The following is a 21,293-nucleotide window of genomic DNA, read 5'->3' as shown; positions in this document are numbered from 1 at the left end:
CGTATCGAGCCAGGTCAGGCCGTCGCAGGGACTTGCCCCAGCGCCGAGTTCAGTGGCAGCACGATCCGGAACGTGCTGCCGACGCCGGGCCGACTTTCGACTTCGAGTCTGCCTCCCAGCTCGCGAATGAACTCGCGACTCTCGAATACACCTATGCCCATGCCAGCCGGTTTCGTGGTCTCGAAGGGCCGGAACAGCCGTTCACGCAGGAACACTTCACTCATCCCCCTGCCGGTGTCGCATACCTCGATAACTGCGGATTCGTCCTGGCGCCGCAAGCTGACTGAGATATTGCCGCTCGGAGGCGTTGCTTCGATCGCGTTTTGCAAAAGATGCGCGACCGTGCGTTCAAATCGTTGCCCATCCACAAAAGCATGCAAAGTGTCATCGGCGATCTCGATCGAGGGACACGGCTGGGCCGTTGCGTAGCCGGCGATCGCCCGACGCAGTAGATCAGCCAAGCCATGCGACGCGCGCTCGGCGGCAGAGTGGCCCCGCGACAGCCGGTGAAGCATCACGCTCATTTTGTGGACCGAATGCTCCAGCGTTACCAGCATGTCCTCCTGAAATGCCGGATTGGCCTTATGGCGCTGAGCGTTCGCCAGCAACAGGGAATGCTGGGACAACAAATTCTTCAGGTCATGGACGACGAACGTGGTCATCCGGTTGAACGATTCAAATTGCCGCGCGACGGATAATCGGTCGGCCAGTTCGCAGTGCGCCAGGCAGCTTGCAGCCTGGCTGCCCGCCAACCGCAGCAGGTCGAATACCTCCCAGTTCAGCCCGACCGGCGTACGCGGGCCGGTCAACGTAACAAAGCCGAACAATTGGCCATCCAGCATTAGCGGCACCACCAGCCAAAGGCCAGGAATGCCATTCAGCCAGGTGGGGTGCGAAGCTTCGGCATGTCGTGGCAAATCCCCTGTCGTCAAGATCCATTGCCGTTTCTCCAGGAGCCGGCAGAACGTGCTGTGCGCCGGTTCGGTCGCATGCTGAGGCGGAACGTTCCAGGATGCGACCGGCTCGAAAGTGCCATCGCGCTGGATCCACAGTGCTCCGGCAGGGCTTTCTACAAGCGCCGCGACAGCTTGAATTGCGCGTTCCCCAGGCGCCGGGCCGCCTTCGGACAGTGCCTGGGTGAAGCGGTGCCACTCCTCGCGGTAATCGAAATGGGCCTGGTAAAAATGCTTGCTGATGAACACGCGCAAACGCGCTCGTGCTGCCCCCGAGAACAGCACGCCGGCCAGCAGCAAGCCAGCTCCGCACAAGCAAATCAATTGCATTACCGGCCCCCACGCGCCACCGAAGCTGCGCAAGTACCAGCCAGCTGCGGCCATTGCGAGAAGATAGACGGCGCAACCGACCAGGGCGGCTGAACGCAACATGATTTTGCGCGACAATGTCAGGCCCAGTTTCCAGCCGGGATTGCGCGCGGCGGTAATCGCAAGCAACGGTACACACAATGCATCGACCAGCCCGCGTGCCGCCCACAGGTGCGGCTGAACGCGTCGGAACAGCATTGCATCGCTGTACAGGTAAAAATCATAGACAAATAGCGTACCCAAACCCAGGCACGCAAACTTGATACCCCACCGTTCGCGCGTTGGCGTATTGCGATATAGCTGTTCGACGAGAAGAATGCCCAGGACGGCAAGCAGCAGCCTCGCTGCGATCGTAGCGATGACGGTGGTATCCGCCGGCTGCGCCGACGAGACTTCTGCCAATGCAATTGCCACCGACGCCAGTTCACCCGTCGCCAGCTGGATCATGGACAGCATCGCCACAACCGCGAGCAACCGCTTCGCCGGCAACCCGGAAGGAGCAAGCAGTAACAGCAGGAACACCAGCCACGCAGCGGTTCGCAGCGCTTCCAGCACTTGCGCTACCTGCGCGATGTCGACCCCCAACACCAGGTAATCGTGCAGGGCGGTTGCCGCCGACCATGCCGCCGTCAATGCACACGCTGCGACCAGAAGCCAGTGCTGGCCCTGCACCCTGCGACCGAGCAGCAGCAGGACCGCGAAAACCGCGAATGCGGCAGCGCCCATGCCATGGCTGGCCGAAGCGACCAGCGGTGCGCCGTCCATCACCGTGCGCCCTTGCCGGACAGGACAACCTGTACAGTGTCGATCAGAATCAGCAGATCGAGGAACAGGCTATTGTTCTTCACGTAGTACAGGTCGTACTGCAGCTTGCGGACGGCATCCTCGACGGACGCGCCGTACTGGTAGCGCACCTGCGCCAGTCCGGTGATGCCCGGTTTGATACTGTGGCGTACATCGTAGTACGCGATCTCGCGCCCCAGTTGCTCCACGAAGTAGGCACGTTCCGGGCGCGGCCCAACGAAACTCATCTCACCACGGAAAACGTTGAACATCTGCGGCAACTCGTCGATACGCAGCTTGCGCAGCCAGTACCCGACACGGGTTACACGCGGATCGCCGGCACTGGCCCAGCGGGGCTTGCCGTCACGCTCGGCATCCGTGCCCATGCTGCGGAACTTCAGCACCTGGAACACCCGCCCATGCTTGCCGACCCTGTCCTGGCGAAAGATCACCGGGCCGCCATCCTCGACCACGATGCACGCCGCCGCCACCAACATCACGGGGAGCGACGCAACGCAGATCGCGGTACTGGCGATCAGGTCGAACGTGCGCTTGACGAATGCGCGCAGGAAGCTCTGGTTGAAACCGCCGCCATGAATAAGGTAGCTGGGCTGCAGTGAATCGACCCGGATCTGGCGGGCTTCCCGCTCGAAGAACGCGGCCGCATCGGTAACGCGCACGCCACCCAGCGCGCAATCGAGTAACTCGCGCACCGGGTATGCCCCGTTGCGGCGATCGCTGACAGAGATGACCAACTCGTTCGCACCGTGCCGCCGCGCCAGTGTCAGCAGCGATTCGCCGGGTTTCAATACCTTGGCAGCCGGCACACAGCGCTCTTCGTCCGGCATCGCCACGCAGCCGACGACCTCGAACCGGCGCGGACCGTCTCGCGTGGCCGCCAGCTCGAGACATTCGCGGGCCAGTGCGCCCGCGCCGATCAGGATCAGGCGCTCCACCAGCATATCGGACTGCGCCGACGTAAACAGCAGCACGCGCGTCATCAGCACGCACGCGCCGCCCAGCACGAATGCGAGGCTTGTCGCCCTTCCCAGGTCGACCGAAGGTGTCACCCCCATCAAGGCGGACATCAGCACGAAGCCGACTAGGAAGGCCGGCGGAATTCGCGCGAGCGCCCCGCGCAGGTCTTCGCGCAAGTGTTGCTGGTACAAGCCGAGCGTGCTCATCGCGAACACGTTCACGAGCGCGAACAGCATGCCGGTCAGATAGGCGTCTGCATCGCCGCGGGGCGTGCCGCTCCAGAATAGCGCCGTTGCACTGGCGGCTGCATGCAGGATCAGCATTTCAAACAGCAGCAGGATGAAACCGGTGCGCGAAACATAATGATTGAAGATCCGGATCACAGTAGGAAGCTCCCTCGCCCGTCCGGTGGGCGCAACCGCCATCACGCTGCGGATGGCTCAGCCATGATGCCGGACCCTCACGATACGAGCGTTGAGACCGCGCAAAGCGGTCCGCAGGCATGACGCGTGTTTGCAAATGGTCTATAGTCATGCTCTTTTCCGCGAAAAACACCTTCCTTACCATGAAATTTGACGTAGCCATCGTCGGCAGCGGGCTCGCCGGCCTGTCGGTCGCCCTGCACCTGGCCGAGACACGCCGGGTTGCCATCATCTCCAAGCGCGAACTGCTGGATGGGGCCAGCAACTGGGCGCAGGGCGGCATCGCCGCCGTGCTCGATTCGGGCGACAGCCATGCCGAACATATCGACGATACCCTCGTCGCCGGCGCGGGACTATGCGACGAGGGCGCCACCCGCTACATCGTCGAACACGGCCGGGAAGCGATCGAATGGCTGATAGCGCAAGGTGTGCCGTTCACCCGCGACACGACGGCGGAACTGGGTTTCCATCTGACACGCGAAGGCGGGCACAGCCAGCGCCGCATCATTCACGCGGCCGACGCCACGGGCCATGCGGTGCAGGTCACGCTGGAGGAGAAGGTCCGCGCTCACCCGAACATCAGCCTGTTCGAGCACCATTGCGCCATCGACCTGATCACGTCCGACAAGCTGGGCCCCCGCCCCGCCAACCGCAACGCGCAACCGAAGTGCCACGGCCTCTACGTACAGGACGTGCGCAACGGCGAGGTCCACACCGTCGCCGCGGAACACACGGTGATGTGCACCGGCGGTGCCGGCAAGGTCTACCTGTACACGACGAACCCGGACACGGCGAGCGGGGACGGCATCGCGATGGCGTGGCGCGCCGGATGCCGGGTCGCGAACATGGAATTCATCCAGTTCCATCCGACCTGCCTGTACCACCCTTACGCGAAATCGTTCCTGATCACGGAAGCAATGCGTGGCGAAGGCGGTCTGCTGAAACTGCCGCCAGAAGCGGGAGCGGCCGCCGGCCAACGCTTCATGCTGGCACATGATCCGCGCGCAGAACTCGCGCCGCGCGACGTGGTGGCGCGCGCGATAGACTTTGAAATCAAGAAGCGCGGCCTGGACTACGTTCTCCTGGACATCAGCCACAAGCCGGCCGACTTCCTGATCGAGCACTTCCCCACCATTTACGCCCGCTGCCTCGAACTGGGCATCGACATCACGAAGGAGCCGATCCCCGTGGTGCCGGCAGCCCACTACACGTGCGGCGGCGTGGTCACGGACATGCTGGGCCGCACCGACCTTCCCGGCCTGTATGCAGTCGGCGAAACCGCCTGTACTGGCCTGCACGGCGCCAACCGCCTGGCCAGCAACTCGCTGCTCGAATGCGTCGTCATCGGCCGCGCGTGCGCGCAGGATATCCTGTCGAGAGAAAAGAACGGCACGCCGTACCTGCCGGACTGGGATGAAAGCCGCGTCACCGACGCCGACGAGGAAGTCGTCATCGCCCACAACTGGGACGAACTGCGCCGCTCGATGTGGAACTACGTGGGCATCGTCCGCACCACCAAGCGTCTCGAGCGCGCGCAGCACCGCATCGCGTTGCTGAAGGAAGAAATCGACGAGTACTATCGCAACTTCCGCATCACCGCCGATCTGCTGGAGCTGCGCAACCTGGTCGACGTGGCCGCGTTGATCGTCAACAGCGCACTGCAGCGCCGCGAGAGCCGCGGCCTGCACTTCTCCCGCGATTATCCGGAAACGCTGCCGAAGGCCCTGCCGACGATCCTCACGCCCAACCGCCGATGACTGCCATCCTGCGCCCAGCCATGCCGGGCGATATCGCCGCGCTCGAAGCGTTGATCGCCCGCTCCGGGCTGTCGCTCAGCAAGGGCTTCTATACCGAACAGCAGGCGCAGGCGATAACAAGTCATGTGTTCGGCGTCGATACCCAGTTGATCAGGGACGCCACGTATTTCGTCATCGAGCGGGACGGCGAACTGCTCGCTTGCGGTGGCTGGAGCAAGCGCGCGACGCTGTTCGGTGCCGACCGCACGAAAGCCGCGGCCGACCCGCTCCTTGACCCGGCCACGCAGGCAGGCCGCATCCGCGCCTTCTTCGTCGAGCCGGCCGTGGCGCGCCAGGGATTGGGAACACGACTGATTCGGCATTGCGAAGCCGAAGCGGCAGGGGCCGGTTTCACGATGCTGGAAATGGCGGCCACGCTGCCCGGCGTACCGTTGTACCGCTCGGCGGGTTACGAAAAGATCGAGGATTTCGACATCGACCTCCCCGGCGGCATCAGGGTACCGCTGGCGCGGATGCGCAAGCGGATCGCGTGAGGAACGCCTGATAAACGCCTGAGAGACGCCTGAGAGACGCCGTCAGCGGCTGTTGAAACCCTTGCCCTCGGCGGCCAGCCGCGCCAGCAGCGGTGCCGGCTGCCAGGCATCGCCATGCCGGCCCGTGGCAAAACGTTCGATTGCCGCCAGCACGCTCGGCAAGCCGACCGAGTCGGCATGGAACATCGGGCCGCCGCGGAACAGCGGAAAACCGTAGCCTGTCAGGTAAACCATGTCGATATCCGAGGCCCGCAGCGCGATGCCTTGTTCCAGGATGCGCGCGCCCTCGTTGACCAGTGCATACACGAGCCGCTCCACGATTTCCTGGTCGGCGATCGCGCGCCGCTCGATGCCGAGTGCCTGCGCGTGAGTCGTGATCATGGTCTCGACCTCCACACTCGGCGCTGGCGTGCGGTCCCCCGGCCGGTAGTCATACCAGCCGGCTCCCGTCTTCTGGCCGAAGCGGCCCAGTTCGCAAAGCCGGTCGGCCACTGTCGAATAGCTGATGTCGGGCCGCTCGGCGGCCCGGCGCTTGCGGATCGCCCAGCCGATATCGTTACCCGCCAGGTCGCTCATCCGGAATGGTCCCATCGCAAAGCCGAACCGCTCGAGCGCGCCGTCCACCTGGGCCGGCGTACAGCCTTCCTCCAGCAGGAAGAGGGCCTGCCGCAGATACTGTTCGATCATCCGGTTACCGATGAAGCCGTCGCACACGCCGGATACCACGCCGGTTTTCTTCAGCTTTTTTGCCAGTGCCAGCACGGTCGCCAGCACATCGTTGCCGGTAGCACGGCCGCGCACGATTTCGAGCAGCTTCATCACATGCGCCGGGCTGAAGAAATGGGTCCCGATCACATCCTGCGGCCGGCGCGTGGCGGCAGCGATGCTGTCCACGTCCAGCGTCGAGGTATTCGTGGCCAGGATCGCGCCGGGCTTCATCACGTCATCGAGTTGACGGAACACGGCTTCCTTGATCGCCTGGTCTTCGTACACCGCTTCGATCACGATGTCCGCCGCGGCGATGTCGGCGTATCGCGGCGTGCCCGCGATCAGCGCCATCCGCTGCGCAAGCTGCTCCGCCGTAATCTTGCCCTTGCCGGCGGCACTCTCGTAATGCGCGCGGATCGTGGCAAGTGCCTTCTCCAACGCCTGCGGCGATGCGTCGAGCAGCGTCACGTGAATGCCTGCGTTGGCAAAAGCCATCGCGATGCCGCCCCCCATCGTTCCGGCGCCGATCACGGCGGCGCGCTGGATCGGGCGCCGTGGCGTATCGGCCGGCACGCCCGGCACTTTTGCCGCTTCGCGCTCCGCGAAGAACGCATGTCGCAGCGCACGCGATTCGGGAGTGCGGATCAGGTGCATGAAACGTTCGCGCTCGAATGCCAGCCCCTGCTCGAAAGGCATGGTAACCGCTGCCGCGACAGTTTCGACGCATTCGAGCGGCGCAGGGAACGGGCCCGCCACTGCTGCAACGCGGGCACGCGCAGCATCCAGGAAGGCGGCTGCATCGGGGTGCCCGGCCTGCCGGTCGCGCACCTTCGGCAGTGGCCGCACGGTAGCGATCCTTTCCGCGAACGCTACCGCGGCCGCAAGCAGTTCCGTACCCGGCGCGAAGACTTCATCGAACAGCGCCGGCAGCTTCTCTGACGAGACCGGATTGCCCGACACGATCATGTTCAGTGCCGGCTCCAGGCCCAGCGCCCGCGGCAGCCGCTGCGTGCCCCCGGCACCTGGCAACAGACCGAGCTTCACCTCGGGCAGGGCCACCTGCGCCCCGGGCAGTGCCACACGGTAGTGGCAGCCCAGCGCCAGTTCCAGCCCACCGCCCATGCATACGTTGTGGATCGCGGCCACCACGGGCTTCACGGATTCCTCGGCCGTACCGATCAGCGTGTGCAGCGTCGGCTCCGTCAGCGCCTTCGGCGAATTGAACTCGCGAATGTCCGCGCCGCCCGAGAACGCCTTGCCGGCACCGGTAATGACGATGGCCATCACATTCGGATCCTGCTGCGCTCGGCGCAGGCCCTCGACCGCGGCGGTGCGCGTCGCCAGGCCAAGCCCGTTCACGGGCGGGTTGTTGAACGTGATGACGGCCACGGTGCCGTGCAGGGCGTATTCCGCACTCATGTCTCGGTTCCTCTTCTGGTGGATGGGTCGAGGCACTATACCCGCAAACGTCCGACCGTGCTATTTGCCCGTGCCGCGTCCGCCCGTTTTTCCGGGCTGGGGTAAAATCCGCCGTAGTGTCCACCCTTGCCAGTCAGGAACCGCCATCGCTGCCTTTGCCCTCCCCCTGGAAAACTCGTTCGCCACGCTGCCGCCCGAGTTCTATACCCGGCTGATGCCGACCCCTCTGCCGGCGCCGTATCCTGTCGTCGTCAGCGGCAGCGCCGCGCGGCTGCTCGGCCTCGATCCTGCCGCGCTGGATGCGGATGCGTTCGACGTCCTGGCCGGCAACCGCGTGCCGGAGCGCGCCAAACCGCTGTCCGCGGTCTATTCCGGCCACCAGTTCGGCGTATGGGCCGGCCAGCTGGGCGACGGGCGCGCGATCCTGCTCGGCGACCTGCCGACCGACGCCGGCCCGATGGAGCTGCAATGGAAAGGCGCCGGCCTGACACCCTATTCGCGCATGGGCGACGGCCGCGCGGTGCTGCGCTCGTCGATCCGCGAATTCCTGTGTTCCGAGGCCATGCACGCACTTGGAATTCCCACCACACGCGCGCTGTCCGTCATCGGTTCGGACCAGGGCGTGATGCGCGAAACGATTGAAACGGCGGCCGTGGTCGTCCGGTTGGCACCCACCTTCATACGCTTCGGCTCCTTCGAACACTGGTTCTACCGCAATGACGAAGCGCGGCTGCGCATCCTGGCCGACTACGTGATCGAGCGCTTCTATCCCGATTTGCGCGAAGAAGAAAATCCCTATGCTGCGTTGCTGGAAGAAGTCACCCGCCGCACCGCACGCATGATCGCGCAGTGGCAATCGGTCGGCTTCATGCATGGCGTGATGAACACCGATAACATGTCGATCCTCGGCCAGACACTCGACTACGGCCCGTTCGGCTTCATGGAAGCGTTCGATGCCCAGCACATCTGCAACCATACCGACCAGGGTGGCCGCTACTCCTATGCGATGCAGCCGCAGATCGGCCATTGGAACTGCTATGCGCTGGCGCAGGCGCTGGTGCCGCTGATCGGCTCCGTCGAACAGACCCAGGCCGCACTCGACGTGTACCAGGGCGTGTTCGGTGCCACGGTCGACGAACTGCTGCACGCCAAACTGGGGCTCAGGGAAAGCCGCGAGCCCGACCGCGCGCTGCTCGACGAGATGTTCGGCCTGCTGCAGGCGAATCACGCCGACTTCACCCTGTTTTTCCGCCGGCTGGGCGGCCTGCGTTCCGGCTCGACCGATGGCGACGAGCCGCTGCGCGACCTGTTCATCGATCGCCCTGCGTTCGACGCCTGGGCCGAAAAGTACCGCGAGCGGCTGCGTGCCGAAAACTCGATCGACGCGGTACGCCAGGCCGCAATGAACGCCGTCAATCCAAAATACGTTTTGCGCAATTACCTCGCCCAGGTCGCAATCGACAAGGCGCAGCACAAGGATTTCTCGGAAGTCCAGCGCCTGCTGGCCGTGCTGGAACGGCCATTCGATGAGCAGCCCGAAAATGAACGCTATGCTGCCTTGCCTCCGGACTGGGCGGCCGGCCTGGAAGTCAGCTGCTCCTCCTGAACGATCACAAAATCGAGATCATGAACGACCAAACAAAGAAAATAGTCAAAACGGACGCCGAATGGCGCACCCAACTGGACCCGATGGAATATCAGGTCACCCGGCACGCCGCGACCGAACGGGCATTTACCGGCAAGTATTGGGATCATCATGAGCCCGGCATATATACCTGCGTCTGCTGCAATACGCCGCTGTTCCGTTCGGATGCGAAATTCGAATCCGGCTGCGGTTGGCCAAGTTATTTCGAGGCCCTCGATCCGGATAATGTAATCGAGAAAGTCGACCGTTCCCATGGTATGCTGCGCACCGAAATCATTTGCGCCGTCTGCGATGCGCATCTGGGCCATGTATTTCCGGACGGTCCTCCGCCCACCGGCCTGCGCTACTGCATCAATTCCGCGGCGCTCCGTTTTACTTCGGACGTCCAATCACCATGATGAAATTCCTGTTTGATATCTTCCCCTTGCTGGTTTTCTTCGGCAGCTATAAATGGGCCGGCAGCAACGAGGAAGCGGCACAGGCCCTGATCAACGACAACCTGTCCGGCATTATTTCCGGCGGCGCGATCACGGCCAGCCAGGCACCGATCATCCTGGCCACGATCACCGGTATCGTCGCCACAGCGCTGCAGATCGCTTACCTCCTGGTGCGCGGCCGCAAGGTCGATGGCGCATTGTGGGTATCGATGGTCGTGTTCGTATTCTTTGGCGGCCTGACGATCTATTTCCACGATGACAACTTCATCAAATGGAAGCCCACCATCATTTACTGGAGCTTTGCCATCGCGATGATCGTCGCGTCCCGGTTCTTCGCCAAGAACCTGATTCGCATGGCGATGGAAAAGCAGATCGCCTTGCCCGACGAAGTCTGGCAGCGCCTGAATGCCGCATGGATCATGTTCTGGATCGTGCTGGGCCTGCTGAACCTGTTCGTGGCATTCGTGCTGTTCAAGTCCGATACCGGCGCCTGGGTCAGCTTCAAGGCATTTGGCGTTACCGGCCTGATGCTGGTGTTCTTCGTGGCACAAGGCTTTTACCTGTCCAAACATATCAAGGATGAAGCATGATCGATCCACGCCTCGATAAGATTCGCGACCGGCTGCTGGCCAATCTCGGCCCTGCCGAGATTGAACTCGAAGACGAGTCCGCGATGCACGCCGGCCATGCCGGCGCCGCATCCGGCGGCGGCCATTACCGCTTAAGGATCACCTCAGCGAAATTCGCGGGCCTGAACCTCGTCACGCGTCATCGGCTGGTGTATGATGCCGTGCACGATATGATGCATAAAGAAATCCATGCATTGGCCATTACTGCAGTGGCACCGTCGGAAATTTGATGTGCGGTTTGGTAGGAATGAATTGCTCTTTGCGTTAAGTCCCTTCTCCTCCCGCGATTGACAAGAACTTTTCCCCGTAGGAAATAATAATGACTCTCAAGCCAGCAGTCCGTATTCTGGTTGCATCGATCGCCGTTGCTTCGGCTCCCGCTTTTGCACAGAACATCGCCGTGGTTAACGGCAAGGGCATCCCCACCGCGCGCGCCGATGCGATCGTCAAGCAGGTCGTGGCCCAGGGCCAGCAAAAGGATTCGCCCGAGCTGCGCGAACTGGTCAAGAAAGACCTCGTCAGCCGGGAAGTGCTGATGCAGGAAGCTGAAAAGCAGGGTTACGCGAAAAGCGCCGACGTGAAACAGCAGATGGAAAATGCCCGCCAGGCCCTCGTCGTGCAGGCACTGGTGGCGGACTACGTCAAGAAAAACCCGGTCAAGGACACCGACGTGAAGGCCGAGTACGACCGCTTCGTCAAGGAAACGGGCGACAAGGAATACCATGTGCGCCATATCCTGGTCGACACCGAGGCAGCCGCCAACGACATCATCGCCAAACTGAAGGGCGGCGCCAAGTTCGAAGACCTGGCCAAGCAGTCGAAGGATACCGGCAGCGCCAACAACGGCGGCGACCTGGACTGGGCAACGCCTTCCGCCTTCCCGGAAGTGTTTTCGAAAGCGTTCGTCAGCCTGCAAAAGGGACAGGTTACCGAAAAGCCGGTGCAGACGCCGAACGGCTTCCACGTGATCAAGGTCGACGATGTGCGCCAGGCCAAGCTGCCGACGCTCGACGAAGTGAAGCCGCAGATCGAGGAAGCGCTCACCCAGCGCAAGCTGCAGGCTTACCAGGAAGAACTGGTCAAAAAGGCCAAGATCCAGTAAATTGCTTCGGCGCCCTTCCAGGGCGCCCGCATCCGTTTCAAACGGCCCTCCTTCGCGAGGGCAGACTCCAGTTTTTTTATAGGACGTGACATGATTTTGAAGCCAGCCCGCCTGTTGACAGCACTGATCGCCATCGCCGCCGCGCCCGCGTTCGCCCAGAACGTGGCCACCGTGAATGGCAAGGCGATCCCGGCCTCCCGCCTGGAAGCCGTGGTCAAGCAGGTTTCCGCGCAAAGCAAGCAGCCGGACAGCCCGCAACTGCGCGATGCGATCAAGAAGGACCTGATCGCCCGCGAAGTCATGGTGCAGGAAGCCGACAAGCAAGGCTACAGCAACAAGCCTGACGTCAAGCAGGCCCTGGAAAACACGCGCCAGAGCATCGTCATCAACGCGATGCTGGCCGACTACGTGAAGAAGAACCCGGTCAAGGATGCCGAGATCAAGGCCGAGTACGACAAGGCGAAGGCCGCCAACGGCGACAAGGAATACCACGCGCGCCACATCCTGGTCGCGACCGAGAAGGAAGCCACCGACATCATCGCCAAACTGAAAGGCGGCGCCAAGTTCGAAGAACTGGCCAAGCAGTCGAAAGACACCGGCTCGGCAGCCAATGGCGGCGACCTGGACTGGGCAAGCCCGGCCAACTTCGTCAAGCCGTTCTCCGATGCGATGGTGGCCCTGAAGGATGGCCAGATCACCGAGAAGCCGGTGCAATCGCAGTACGGCTACCACGTGATCAAGCTGGAAGGTTCCCGCGCCGCCAAGTTCCCGGCGATGGAAGAAGTGAAGGGCCAGATCGAACAGGGTCTGACCCAGCGCAAGATCGCTACTTACCGCGACGAACTGGTCAAGAAGGCCAAGATCCAGTAAGCAGGCTGTCCCATAAAAAAGCGCTCCTCGGAGCGCTTTTTTCGTTTCTCACTCGCTTCTCACTCGCTTCTCACTCGCTTCTCACTCGCTTCTCACTCGCTTCTCACTCTTTCTCACGCCGGCGCCGTGACGGAAGCGCCCTGCCCGCCATGGCGCACGTGGGCCCCGCGCCCGAGCAACTCGGCAAAGCCCCCGACATCGATATTCGACCCGCAGACGATCAGGGCCACCTTCTTGCCCGTCAACCGCGCGCGTAGCGGGCCGAACAGGGCTGCGGTGGCCACCGCAGCCGCCGGTTCCGCCACCAGCTTCGCATCGCGGAACAGGTCAAGCATCGCACGGCAGATTTCGTCGTCCGTCACACGCACCACATCATCGACAAAGTGCCGGCACACCGCCAGGCTGTAGGGCAGCGTCCGCGGCGCACAAAGACTGTCGGCAACCGTGTCGACACGCTCCAGTTGCTCCGTTCTACCGGAACGAAAACTGCGGAACATGGCATCCGCACCGAACGGTTCCACGCCATACACGGCGCAGGTCGGGTTGATCTGCTTGACAGCCGCAGCGATGCCCGCGCACAGTCCTCCGCCGCCGATCGGCACCACCACCGCATCCAGGCCCGGCACCTGCTCCATCAGTTCCAGGCCGATCGTCGCGGTGCCCAGTGCGGTCAGCGGGCCTTCATACGGATGCAGCATGCTGCGCCCCTCGTCCCGCGCAATGTCGCTGCCCCGCGCGAATGCCTGATGTACGTCCGGCATGAGCACAACGTCGGCACCGAGGTCACGGCAGGCCGCGATACGGGCGGGGCTGGCATGGCGCGGCATCACCACCGTGGCGCTGCAGCCGGCCAGCCGCGCCGTGTACGCCACGGCAATCGCGTGATTGCCTGCGCTGACGGCAACCACGCCACGCGCGCGCTCGGCCTCATTCAGCGCCTTGATACAGTTCAACGCGCCGCGCAGCTTGAACGTGCCGGTCTTCTGGAACAGCTCCAGCTTCAGCCAGACTTCACCGCCACCGGTGAACAGTTCTTCGATTACGCCGGTCTGCCAGCGCCACACGGGGGTATGCAGGATATTGCCCGCAAGGCGCCCGGCGCTGGCGCGGATCTCCGCCAGCGTCGGGTATGAAAAGGGGGACATCGGCGACAAGTGCGCAGAAGGTAACGGCATTGGTTTTCTCCATCGATTCGATCAGGGAATGCGACCGGGGTCGCGCGGCAAGACGGGGCGCCGAGCACCGGCAACACCGCAGCTCAGCGACCCTTGCTAATTCGAATAATGGAGAAGCCGGAAAGGCTGGAGAATGACACGCAGGCAATGGCACAGCCCCCCGCAAAGGCACTCGCACAGTCGTTCGCAAACACGGCGGCGCCGGCACGGCAGCCGATGCTGCCGCCGTCAAACAGTATCGCGATGGTGGAGGAATGCGATGTCATTCATTCAATGATGCCGGAGAACCGGGCCGATGGCAAGGCCGACGATACCTGTCGGAGCATCCTTGGCCGGATGCCACGCAGGCCGCCGTGCAAGGCTAGGAAGACGGCTGGCCCCCATTTGTGCCCGGTGCGCCGATGCGGACAAGCAGCGTGCGCTCCATCTGCCTCACCTCTTCCTCGACCCAGCTGCGGAACCGCACCACCTTCGGCAGCGCCGCCTTGCGCGGTGCATGCACCCAGTAATAGCCGCCCGGGCAGGTCACGCTGGCACCACGGATCAGCCGCAGCACGCCGCGGTCGATATCGTCGCAAACGAGCGAATACGGCACCAGCGCGATGCCATGCCCAACGATGGCCGCCTGCGCCGTGACTGCCAGGTTGGTGAATCCGCGCGAAAAATCAAAGCGGCCGTCCGGCACACCGTGCGCGCGCAGCATCCGGATCCAGTCGTCCGTGGACTCGTCGTACAGCAGCGGGAAGCGGGTCAGGTCGGCCAGCGTGAGTTCTTCCTCTCCTGCTGCCAGCAGCGCGGCGCTGTACACGGCAACCAGCCGGTCGTGATACAGCGCGGCCGGATGGTCGGTGATGGTGCCGTGGCGGATCGCCAGGTCTACATCCTCGTGTTCCACATCGACCAGCCGCTCGCATGAGTCGAGGCGAATGTCGAGTTCCGGATGGCGCAGCGTCAAGCGGCCCAGCCGCGGCGCCAGGAACTTGATCGCGAACGTATGCGTGGTCGATATCCGCACGACGTTTTCCTCGTCCCCGCCGCGCAGCGCCTCGACCTTGCCGCGCAGCTCCCTGAGCATCTTCGCGACCGTCACGGCAAGCTCCTGGCCCTTCGGCGTCAGCGCGATGTGCCGCGGATGGCGCACGAACAGCGCGAAGCCGACCGCCTCCTCGAGCTGCTTCACCTGCAGGCTGATGGCCGCCGGCGTCTTGTGCAGTTCGTGGGCGGCCAGCGTGAAACTTCCCCAGCGTGCCGCGCAGTCGAAGTCGATCAGTCCGGACAGGCTGCGCAGGGTCTTGCTCGGTGATCCTGCCTGCATAAGGTTTTCTTGGCCTTCCCTGCAAATTTACTCGTTTGTCCACGCCCGAAGGCAGGCCGACAATATACCGCACCGAGACCGATAAAGAGAGGGGAAGACCATGCACCAGCCGATCCGCCACCCAGCCGCGGGTATCCACTGCCACGCACCGCAAGCCGTGCCTTTGAACCGTGCCAACTACCTGCGTGTGCTGTTGCGCATCTTTGCCGAGCTGGCGTGCCGCCTGCGCTGACGCCGCGGCAGGCGCGGGGTACTCAGCGGCTTGCGGCCTCCCGCAGCAGACGGTATTGCGCGGCCAGCATCGCCTCGTTCGGGTCGTGGCCGGTGCGCGGCACGGCCACGAACGTCTTCGATGGCGCACTGATCGCGTCGAAGTAACGGCGCGCGATGCCGATCGGACCCAGCAGGTCTTCCTCGCCATGCACGAAGTACATCGGCACGGCGAATCGGGTGCCCATCCGGTAGAGATCGAACCGGGAGAACATGCCGTCGCCGCGCCAGCCGACGAAATGGATGAACGAGTAGTCTTCGCCAGCGGTGTAATCCGCCTGCGCCTGCGGCGTGGCGTACTGCGGCGCCGGCGCCCACCATGCCTTCGGCGGCGCATCGGTCGCCAGCGCTTCGTACTTGCGCACCACGCGGCGCATGACGCCGAAATTGCGCGGATTGGTCCACGGCGGCGCGCCCAGCGCTTCCAGCTTGCCGATCGAATCGGCATCGCCCGCCTTGCGTGCCAGCGCCAGCAGGCCCGCATAGGCCGCGGCCTCGGTCTGGCGATAATCGACGACCTGCGCCGACCCCACGTACGCCGCGAACAGCGCCGGACGCGCGTGCACCATGTGCATGCCCAACATCGAACCCCAGGAACTGCCCCATAGCAGCAGCTTCGGCCGGCCCAAGTGCCGCGTTACGTGCTCGGCCACCGCAAGGCCATCCGCCGTCATCTGCTCCATCGTCAGCGGCGTTTCCTCCGGCGGCGGCTTGCGGCCGTAGGTCATGCCGGCGCCGCGCTGGTCCCACTGCACCAGGGTGAAGTCCTGCTCCCAGGCTCCGAACAGCATGTCCGCGTAGGGGCTCAGCGGATTGCCCGGCCCGCCATGGATGAACAGCACCGCCGGATTGCCGCAGCGCTTGCCCTTGATCGTCACCCACTGCTCGATGCCATTGATCGGCACAAATGCCGCTTCGTCGATCGGCGCGTCGGGATCGGGGCAGGCGGCAAGGGCAGTGGAAGAACAGGCCAGGAACGCGGCGGCCAGCAGCGCGGCAGAACGATACATGTAATCTCCGGAAAGGTTGCGGTCGCCCAGCTTAGCTCAGCCGTGAAGGCGGCGGAGAGAAAATAAAAAAGCCGGGCGATGCCCGGCTTCGTCGATGGGTCGGCCCGACCGCTCAGCCGCCGATCACACCACAGGCAATGCGCGCCCCGCCACCACCCAGCGGCGCAGGCTGGTCGGCGTAGTTGTCGCCGCCGGCATGGATCATCAGCGCGCGGCCTTTCACGTCCGCCAGTTTTTTCAGCTGCGGTGCCTGCACCGGCGTCCTGGCCGATCCGTCAGCCGCCACCTCCAGGCGCGGCAGGTCGCCGGCATGGCCATCCTTCTCGGCCTTGCCGGGACCGTGGTGCGATTTCGTGTCGTGCGGGTCCAGGTGGCCGCCGGCGGCACCGGCCGGCACCTTCTTGCCATCGGCCTCGGTCGGCGAGCAATCGCCCTTGGCATGCACGTGGAAGCCGCGCGGTCCCGGCGGCAGGCCAGCCAGCGCCGGGGTGAACGTCAGGCCGCCGGCCGTTTCCGAGATCGTCACGCTGCCCAGTGCCTTGCCGGTGCCGGATGCGTCGACGGCGTGGATCGGCACCGTCACGTCGGCTGCCTGCGCATGGGCGGCAACGGCAGCAAAGACGGCCAGGGCAAGGGTGTGTCGGATCATGGTCTTCATTATCTACTCCCAGTGTGTGAATGCCGCACTGTCGCGGTCGGTTGAACGTTGCAATCCTAGCACTGTTGCCACGCGACAGTACACACCGCAGGCGTAAAAAAGCCGGGCTAGCCCGGCTTTTCGTCGACCGCCGGCCGCTTAGCCGACAAACTTGCGCGCGTTGCGGAACATCCGCATCCACGGCGAATCCTCATTCCACCCATCCGGCGCCCACGAATGCTGCACAGTGCGGAACACGCGCTCGGCATGCGGCATCAGCACGGTGAAGCGGCCGTCCGGCGTCGTCACCGACGTGATGCCGCGCGGCGAACCGTTCGGGTTGAATGGATAGGCTTCGGTGGCGTTGCCGCGGTTGTCCACGTAGCGCATCGCGGCAACTGCTTCGTCGAGGCTGCCGGTCTGGCTGAAGTCGGCGTAGCCCTCGCCGTGCGCGATGGCGATCGGCGTCTGCGTGCCCGCCATGCCCTGGAAGAAGATCGACGGCGAGTCGAGTACTTCCACCAGCGCGAAGCGGGCTTCGAATTTCTCCGACTTGTTGGTCGTGAACTTCGGCCACGCATGCGCGCCCGGGATGATCGATTTCAGGTTGCTCATCATCTGGCAGCCATTGCAGATGCCCAGGCCGAACGTGTCGTTACGGCCGAAGAACTGCGCGAACTGGTCGGATAGCGCCGGGTTGAACAGGATCGACTTGGCCCAGCCCTCGCCCGCGCCCAGCACGTCGCCGTAGGAGAACCCGCCGACGGCGATGACACCCTGGAAGTCCGCCAGCTTGACCCTTCCGGCGATCAGGTCGCTCATGTGCACGTCGATCGCCGCGAAGCCCGCCTGGTGCATCACCCACGCCGTTTCAATATGCGAATTGACGCCCTGCTCGCGCAGGATCGCCACGCGGGGACGTACGCCGCTCGCCAGGAACGGTGCCGCCACGTTGTCGTTCAGGTCGAAGGTGACCTTCGGCGTCATGCCCGGATCCTGCTCGTCCAGCAGGCGGTCGTATTCCTGGTCCGCCGTGGCCGGATTCTCGCGCATGCGCGAGATGCGCCAGCTGGTTTCGCTCCACAGGCGATGCAGCTCGGCGCGCGGTTTCGTGTACACCAGCTTGGCATCACGGGTGAATTCGATCACGCCGCGGTCGTTCGGCTTGCCGATGATATGGCTGCACGCGCCCAGGCCGAACGAACGCAGCACGTCCATCACGGCCGACTTGTCCTCGGCGCGCACCTGGATCACGGCGCCCAGCTCTTCGGCGAACAGCGCGCGCAAGGTCAGCTCGTTGCGGCGCTCGCCCACCTGGCTGGCCCAGTTCTTGGCATCGCCCCAGTCGGCCGCGTGTTCGCCTTCCAGGGTCAGCATGTCGAGGTTGATCGACAGGCCGGCGCGGCCGGCAAAGGCCATTTCCACCAGCGTGGCATACAGGCCGCCGTCCGAACGGTCGTGATAAGCCAGCAGCTTGCCATCGCGGTTCAGTTGCTGGATCGCCGCGAAGAAGCCCTTCAGGTCCTCCGCGCTGTCGACGTCGGGCACTTCATTGCCCAGCTGGCCCAGCACCTGGGACAGGATCGACGCCCCCATCCGGTTCTTTCCACGGCCCAGGTCGATGACGATGATCGCCGTCTCGCCCAGGTCGGTACGGATCTGCGGCGTCAGCGATTTACGCACGTCGTACACCGGCGCAAAGCCGGAAACGATCAGCGATACCGGCGAAACCACGGCTTTCTGCTCGCCGTCGTCGGACCACGTGGTGCGCATCGACAGCGAGTCCTTGCCGACCGGGATCGAGATGCCCAGCGCCGGGCACAGGTCCATGCCCACCGCCTTGACGGTATCGAACAGCGCGGCATCCTGGCCCGGCTGGCCGCAGGCCGCCATCCAGTTCGCGGACAGCTTGATCGAGGCGATATCCTCGATCGGCGCGGCGGCCAGGTTGGTGATCGTCTCGCCCACGGCCATGCGGCCGGAAGCCGGCGCGCCGATCACGGCCAGCGGCGTGCGCTCGCCCATCGCCATCGCCTCGCCCACATAGCCGTCATAGGAAAGCGTGGTGACGGCGCAATCGCCCACCGGCACCTGCCAGGGTCCGACCATCTGGTCGCGCACCGACATGCCGCCCACGGTCCGGTCGCCGATCGTGATCAGGAAGCTCTTGTCGCCCACGGTCGGCTGCAGCAGCACGCGCCGGGCCGCTTCGTCCAGTTCCACGCCCGTGAGATCGATGGCCGGGAACACGCGTTCCACGTGCTCCACATCGCGATGCATCTTCGGCGGTTTACCGAGCAGCACATCCATCGGCATATCCACCGGGTTGTTGCCATTGACAGGATCGATCAGTTTCAATTGACGTTCTTCGGTGGCCGTGCCGACCACGGCGAACGGGCAGCGCTCGCGTTCGCACAGCGCGCGGAACGTTTCCAGGTCGCCTGGAGCGATCGCCAGCACATAGCGTTCCTGCGATTCGTTGGACCAGATCTCCTTTGGCGCCATGCCCGACTCTTCCAGCGGCACCTTGCGCAGGTCGAAAATCGCGCCCCGCTTGGCATCGTTGGTGATCTCCGGAAAGGCGTTCGACAGCCCGCCCGCGCCCACGTCGTGGATCGAGATGATCGGATTGTGTTCGCCCATTTGCCAGCAGCCATTGATCACTTCCTGGGCGCGCCGTTCCATCTCCGGATTGCCGCGCTGGACGGAATCGAAGTCCAGGTCGGCCGTATTGGTGCCGGTCGCCATCGACGAAGCGGCCGAGCCGCCCATGCCGATGCGCATGCCCGGGCCGCCCAGCTGTACCAGCAGGCTGCCGACCGGGATATCGTTCTTGTGCGTGTGCTGTGCCGAGATGTTGCCGATACCGCCGGCAATCATGATCGGCTTGTGATAGCCATACACCGCGTGGCCGACGTTCTGCTCGTACGCGCGGAAATAGCCGCCCAGCACCGGCCGGCCGAATTCGTTCGAGAACGCGGCGCCGCCCAGCGGGCCGTCGATCATGATCTGCAGCGGAGAGGCGATGCGCTCCGGCTTGCCGTACGCCGCCTCGGTGGCAGCGTCTTTCGCCGTGACCGCATTGGTCACGTCCCTGGCATTCTCCCAGGGGCGCACGGCATCCGGCAGCATCAGGTTCGAGACAGTGAAGCCGGCCAGCCCGGCCTTCGGCTTGGCGCCACGGCCCGTCGCGCCTTCGTCGCGGATCTCGCCGCCGGCGCCGGTGGAGGCGCCCGGGAATGGCGAGATCGCGGTCGGGTGGTTATGCGTCTCCACCTTCATCAGCGTATGGATCAACTCAGTCGACGCGCCGTACTCATGGCTGTCGCCGCGCGGATAGAAGCGCGTGACGGTGGCGCCTTCCATGATCGACGAGTTGTCCGAATAGGCGACGATCGTGCCCTTCGGCTGCTTTTCGTGCGTATTCTTGATCATCTTGAACAGCGAACGTTCCTGCGCCACGCCGTCGATGGTCCAGTCGGCGTTGAAGATCTTGTGGCGGCAATGCTCGGAGTTCGCCTGCGCGAACATCATCAGTTCCACGTCGGTCGGATTGCGACTGGCCGCCGTGAAGGCATCGTTCAGGTAATCGATCTCGTCGTCCGACATCGCCAGGCCCAGTTCCGTGTTGGCGCGCACCAGCGCGTGCCGGCCATTGCCCAGTACGTCCACCGATTCCAGCGCCTTGCCTTCCAGGCTGCCGAACAGCCCGGCCGCCTGGCTGGCGTCGCGCAGCACCGACTCCGTCATGCGGTCATGCAGCAGCGCAGCGACTGCCTGCGTCTGTTCGGCGTTCAGGCCCTTGGCCGCGCCCAGGCTGGTTCCCAGGATGCCGCCCTTCAGCACCACGCGATACGCCACGCCACGCTCGACGCGGTGGATATGCGTCATGCCGCAGTTGTGCACGATATCCGTGGCTTTCGATGCCCATGGCGAGATCGTGCCGAAGCGCGGGATCACCACGAACGATTCGACGGCGCCATCGCCGACGTCTGCCTGGGCCGGCTCGCCATAGGTCAGCAGGCCGTCCAGGCGCGCGCGATCCTCATCGGACAGCTCCGATGGCGTATCGACGAAGTGGACGTACCGGGCCTGGACTGCCGACACGGCGGGCAGCACGGCTTGCAGTTGGGTGAGAAGACGCTGGCTACGGAATGCGGACAGGGCGTTGGAGCCCGGGAGTATCAACATGGTTGGGAGCGAGTCGATGCAGCGAGGCTGCGGATTAAGAAGAAAATAGGCACGGCAATGAAACCACGGGCTCTCGAAGTGCGCCAGCGC

Annotated in this window: 17 protein-coding genes; 9 read left to right on the top strand and 8 right to left on the bottom strand. The window is 64.1% G+C overall.

Annotated features, from left to right (window positions below; translation table 11 throughout):
- Positions 1 to 14: 14 nt before the first annotated feature.
- Together prsK and ACY34H_RS15595 are read right to left on the bottom strand one after the other, a co-directional pair.
- Positions 15 to 2,087 (bottom strand): XrtA/PEP-CTERM system histidine kinase PrsK, encoded by a 2,073-nt coding sequence (gene prsK / locus ACY34H_RS15600; RefSeq protein WP_464978381.1) that lies wholly within the window; start codon positions 2,085 to 2,087, stop codon positions 15 to 17.
- Positions 2,087 to 3,466, bottom strand: a complete 1,380-nt coding sequence (locus ACY34H_RS15595; protein ID WP_464978380.1) for a TIGR03013 family XrtA/PEP-CTERM system glycosyltransferase — start codon at positions 3,464 to 3,466, stop codon at positions 2,087 to 2,089. Before ACY34H_RS15595 ends, prsK begins: the two co-directional genes overlap by 1 nt.
- 182 nt (positions 3,467 to 3,648) lie before the next feature.
- On the opposite strand from ACY34H_RS15595, the gene nadB reads away from it, so the two are divergent.
- Positions 3,649 to 5,262, top strand: a complete 1,614-nt coding sequence (nadB, locus tag ACY34H_RS15590) for an L-aspartate oxidase (protein ID WP_464978379.1) — start codon at positions 3,649 to 3,651, stop codon at positions 5,260 to 5,262.
- Complete coding sequence (locus ACY34H_RS15585; RefSeq protein ID WP_464978378.1) at positions 5,259 to 5,795, top strand: GNAT family N-acetyltransferase; 537 nt, start codon at positions 5,259 to 5,261, stop codon at positions 5,793 to 5,795. The genes nadB and ACY34H_RS15585 overlap by 4 nt, the downstream gene beginning before the upstream one ends.
- Before the next feature lie 42 nt (positions 5,796 to 5,837).
- On the opposite strand, the gene ACY34H_RS15580 is transcribed toward ACY34H_RS15585, so the two are convergent.
- Positions 5,838 to 7,922, bottom strand: a complete 2,085-nt coding sequence (locus ACY34H_RS15580; protein ID WP_464978377.1) for a 3-hydroxyacyl-CoA dehydrogenase NAD-binding domain-containing protein — start codon at positions 7,920 to 7,922, stop codon at positions 5,838 to 5,840.
- A gap of 214 nt (positions 7,923 to 8,136) precedes the next feature.
- Here ACY34H_RS15580 and ACY34H_RS15575 point away from each other — a divergent pair, with 214 nt between their 5' ends.
- From ACY34H_RS15575 to ACY34H_RS15550, 6 genes are all read left to right on the top strand, one after another.
- A complete protein-coding gene (locus ACY34H_RS15575) occupies positions 8,137 to 9,528 on the top strand; it encodes a protein adenylyltransferase SelO (protein ID WP_464978376.1) in 1,392 nt (463 codons plus the stop codon).
- A gap of 20 nt (positions 9,529 to 9,548) precedes the next feature.
- On the top strand, positions 9,549 to 9,965 hold the full coding sequence (gene msrB, locus ACY34H_RS15570) for a peptide-methionine (R)-S-oxide reductase MsrB (RefSeq protein ID WP_464978375.1): 417 nt from the start codon (positions 9,549 to 9,551) through the stop codon (positions 9,963 to 9,965).
- A complete protein-coding gene (locus ACY34H_RS15565) occupies positions 9,965 to 10,594 on the top strand; it encodes a septation protein A (protein ID WP_464978594.1) in 630 nt (209 codons plus the stop codon). Before msrB ends, ACY34H_RS15565 begins: the two co-directional genes overlap by 1 nt.
- Positions 10,591 to 10,863: a BolA family protein gene (locus ACY34H_RS15560; protein ID WP_464978374.1), complete on the top strand. Its 273-nt coding sequence runs from the start codon at positions 10,591 to 10,593 to the stop codon at positions 10,861 to 10,863. The genes ACY34H_RS15565 and ACY34H_RS15560 overlap by 4 nt, the downstream gene beginning before the upstream one ends.
- A gap of 89 nt (positions 10,864 to 10,952) precedes the next feature.
- Positions 10,953 to 11,735: a peptidylprolyl isomerase gene (locus ACY34H_RS15555; protein WP_464978373.1), complete on the top strand. Its 783-nt coding sequence runs from the start codon at positions 10,953 to 10,955 to the stop codon at positions 11,733 to 11,735.
- A gap of 90 nt (positions 11,736 to 11,825) precedes the next feature.
- A complete protein-coding gene (locus ACY34H_RS15550; RefSeq protein WP_464978372.1) occupies positions 11,826 to 12,605 on the top strand; it encodes a peptidylprolyl isomerase in 780 nt (259 codons plus the stop codon).
- A 113-nt stretch (positions 12,606 to 12,718) separates the two neighbouring features.
- Here ACY34H_RS15550 and ACY34H_RS15545 read toward each other — a convergent pair whose 3' ends face one another.
- Both ACY34H_RS15545 and ACY34H_RS15540 read right to left on the bottom strand, forming a co-directional pair.
- Positions 12,719 to 13,750 (bottom strand): threonine ammonia-lyase, encoded by a 1,032-nt coding sequence (locus tag ACY34H_RS15545; protein ID WP_464978371.1) that lies wholly within the window; start codon positions 13,748 to 13,750, stop codon positions 12,719 to 12,721.
- 391 nt (positions 13,751 to 14,141) lie between these two features.
- Positions 14,142 to 15,095 carry a LysR substrate-binding domain-containing protein gene (locus ACY34H_RS15540; protein WP_464978370.1) on the bottom strand — a complete coding sequence of 318 codons (954 nt, stop codon included), beginning with the start codon at positions 15,093 to 15,095 and terminating at the stop codon, positions 14,142 to 14,144.
- Positions 15,096 to 15,195: 100 nt separating this feature from the next.
- On the opposite strand from ACY34H_RS15540, the gene ACY34H_RS15535 reads away from it, so the two are divergent.
- Complete coding sequence (locus ACY34H_RS15535; protein ID WP_464978369.1) at positions 15,196 to 15,327, top strand: hypothetical protein; 132 nt, start codon at positions 15,196 to 15,198, stop codon at positions 15,325 to 15,327.
- A gap of 22 nt (positions 15,328 to 15,349) precedes the next feature.
- Here ACY34H_RS15535 and ACY34H_RS15530 read toward each other — a convergent pair whose 3' ends face one another.
- The 3 genes from ACY34H_RS15530 to purL form a co-directional block, all read right to left on the bottom strand.
- A complete protein-coding gene (locus ACY34H_RS15530) occupies positions 15,350 to 16,375 on the bottom strand; it encodes an alpha/beta fold hydrolase (protein WP_464978368.1) in 1,026 nt (341 codons plus the stop codon).
- A gap of 112 nt (positions 16,376 to 16,487) precedes the next feature.
- Positions 16,488 to 17,024, bottom strand: coding sequence for a superoxide dismutase [Cu-Zn] SodC (gene sodC, locus ACY34H_RS15525; protein WP_464978367.1), 537 nt, complete (start codon positions 17,022 to 17,024; stop codon positions 16,488 to 16,490).
- A 147-nt stretch (positions 17,025 to 17,171) separates the two neighbouring features.
- Positions 17,172 to 21,203 carry a phosphoribosylformylglycinamidine synthase gene (gene purL, locus ACY34H_RS15520; RefSeq protein ID WP_464978366.1) on the bottom strand — a complete coding sequence of 1,344 codons (4,032 nt, stop codon included), beginning with the start codon at positions 21,201 to 21,203 and terminating at the stop codon, positions 17,172 to 17,174.
- Between the last annotated feature and the right edge of the window lie 90 nt (positions 21,204 to 21,293).

The organism is Pseudoduganella sp. jia 9 (assembly GCF_055502615.1).
The sequence above is the reverse complement of the archived record's forward strand: the minus strand, read 5'-3'. Positions and strand labels throughout refer to the sequence as shown.

What these genes read in the sequence shown, in the direction of transcription:
- prsK (WP_464978381.1), bottom strand. Translation starts at nt 2,087, where the DNA reads ATGGACGGCGCACCGCTGGTCGCTTCGGCCAGCCATGGCATGGGCGCT.
- nadB (WP_464978379.1), top strand. Translation starts at nt 3,649, where the DNA reads ATGAAATTTGACGTAGCCATCGTCGGCAGCGGGCTCGCCGGCCTGTCG.
- ACY34H_RS15585 (WP_464978378.1), top strand. Translation starts at nt 5,259, where the DNA reads ATGACTGCCATCCTGCGCCCAGCCATGCCGGGCGATATCGCCGCGCTC.
- ACY34H_RS15580 (WP_464978377.1), bottom strand. Translation starts at nt 7,922, where the DNA reads ATGAGTGCGGAATACGCCCTGCACGGCACCGTGGCCGTCATCACGTTC.
- ACY34H_RS15575 (WP_464978376.1), top strand. Translation starts at nt 8,137, where the DNA reads ATGCCGACCCCTCTGCCGGCGCCGTATCCTGTCGTCGTCAGCGGCAGC.
- msrB (WP_464978375.1), top strand. Translation starts at nt 9,549, where the DNA reads ATGAACGACCAAACAAAGAAAATAGTCAAAACGGACGCCGAATGGCGC.
- ACY34H_RS15565 (WP_464978594.1), top strand. Translation starts at nt 9,965, where the DNA reads ATGAAATTCCTGTTTGATATCTTCCCCTTGCTGGTTTTCTTCGGCAGC.
- ACY34H_RS15560 (WP_464978374.1), top strand. Translation starts at nt 10,591, where the DNA reads ATGATCGATCCACGCCTCGATAAGATTCGCGACCGGCTGCTGGCCAAT.
- ACY34H_RS15555 (WP_464978373.1), top strand. Translation starts at nt 10,953, where the DNA reads ATGACTCTCAAGCCAGCAGTCCGTATTCTGGTTGCATCGATCGCCGTT.
- ACY34H_RS15550 (WP_464978372.1), top strand. Translation starts at nt 11,826, where the DNA reads ATGATTTTGAAGCCAGCCCGCCTGTTGACAGCACTGATCGCCATCGCC.
- ACY34H_RS15545 (WP_464978371.1), bottom strand. Translation starts at nt 13,750, where the DNA reads ATGTCCCCCTTTTCATACCCGACGCTGGCGGAGATCCGCGCCAGCGCC.
- ACY34H_RS15540 (WP_464978370.1), bottom strand. Translation starts at nt 15,095, where the DNA reads ATGCAGGCAGGATCACCGAGCAAGACCCTGCGCAGCCTGTCCGGACTG.
- ACY34H_RS15535 (WP_464978369.1), top strand. Translation starts at nt 15,196, where the DNA reads ATGCACCAGCCGATCCGCCACCCAGCCGCGGGTATCCACTGCCACGCA.
- ACY34H_RS15530 (WP_464978368.1), bottom strand. Translation starts at nt 16,375, where the DNA reads ATGTATCGTTCTGCCGCGCTGCTGGCCGCCGCGTTCCTGGCCTGTTCT.
- sodC (WP_464978367.1), bottom strand. Translation starts at nt 17,024, where the DNA reads ATGATCCGACACACCCTTGCCCTGGCCGTCTTTGCTGCCGTTGCCGCC.
- purL (WP_464978366.1), bottom strand. Translation starts at nt 21,203, where the DNA reads ATGTTGATACTCCCGGGCTCCAACGCCCTGTCCGCATTCCGTAGCCAG.